Annotated in this window: 1 protein-coding gene; it reads right to left on the bottom strand. The window is 61.5% G+C overall.

What is annotated here, in order from left to right; all coding sequences use genetic code 11:
- Positions 1-1,289 (bottom strand): lactate racemase domain-containing protein (locus tag B5G06_RS13730; protein ID WP_143382761.1); only part of this gene is annotated, 1,289 nt, incomplete at both ends.

Below are 1,289 nucleotides of genomic sequence, written 5' to 3'. Positions count from 1 at the left end.
ACGGCGCCCAGCTTGAAGGTCTGGGGCAGAGCCAGGATGTTGGGGTTCTCGCCCACGAACTTCTTCTTGGCGTCCTCCAGAGCCTCCTCGAAGGTGGCCCGGGTCTTGAGGCCCATGCCCCGGGCAATGCCGGGCTCCTGAGCGCCCACGATGTAAATGGCGGAGGTATTCATCTCGGCGATGTGGCCGCAGCTCATCATGGAGAAGCCGTGGAAGGGGTGGAAGGCGTTGCAGAAGCGGTACTTGCGGATATACTCCTGGTTGGTGGCAAAGTACTCGCCGTACCGGTCCATGTCGGGCAGGATGTTCATGTAGTCGTGCTGGAACATCTCATACAGCTCCCGCAGGTAGGGCCAGCGCTCGTCGTGGAAGTAGCCGTTGCAGATGGAGGAGCAGATGATGACGCAGTTGTCCTTCATGACCCGCTTGTGGCGGATTACCTGGGCGGACAGGGCCTGCATCATCTGGATGGGGTTGGTGCCCATGCCGTTGCCGTAGTGGAAGTTCTGGGGCATACCAAACACCATCACGTCGTACTTCTTCTCGGCGAAGGGGACGTAGGTGCGCTTGTTGGCGATCTTCCAGGACTCAGGCTGCATCACCTTGGCGTAGCCGGAGTAGATGGCGATCTGGCGGGAGTAGGTGTCCAGCACGGCGTCGCAGCAGAAGAAGGGATGGCCCATCTTCTCCTCCATGTGCATACCGATCTCGTCGAACTTGGTGCGCATCAGGGAGTGGCCGGACACGGGGGTGAAGTCGTCCCGGTGCATGACCTTGGGCACGTGGTGGCTGGCGATGCTCCGCCAGTGGGTGATGCCGGTGGCGCAGTGCTTGTAGCCGCCGGAGTAGCCGCCGTAGGGGTTGCCCTGGGTGTGGCCGATGAGGATGGGGATGTCGCAGTCAAAGACATACTTGTTCATCAGCACCGGGTCGCCCCGCTTGGTGGTGCCCAGGTCCACCATGTGCTCATAGTCCTCGGAGTCATGGCTGGTGATCTGGTTGGTCCAGTAGAACTCGTTGAACAGCTCCTCGCCCAGGATCTGCTTCATCTCGGACACGGTGGCCCGGGGATGCAGGCCGTTGGAGAACATGAAGAGGATGTCCTTCTTCTTCACGCCGGCGGCGTACAGCTCATCCAGGCAGGCCCGGATGGACACCTTCCGGTGGGAGGTGGGCTGGCAGCCGCCCTTCACGATGTCGGGGATGACGAAAACCACGGTCTTGCCGGGAGCGGCCAGCTCCTTCAGAGGAGGCATACCCATGGGGTTGCGGATGGACTCCAGGGTGGC

The sequence above is a fragment of the Flavonifractor sp. An52 genome (genome assembly GCF_002159385.1).
GTDB lineage: Bacteria > Bacillota > Clostridia > Oscillospirales > Oscillospiraceae > Flavonifractor > Flavonifractor avicola.
Note: the sequence above shows the minus strand (reverse complement) of the source record. Positions and strands in the feature narration are given on the sequence as shown.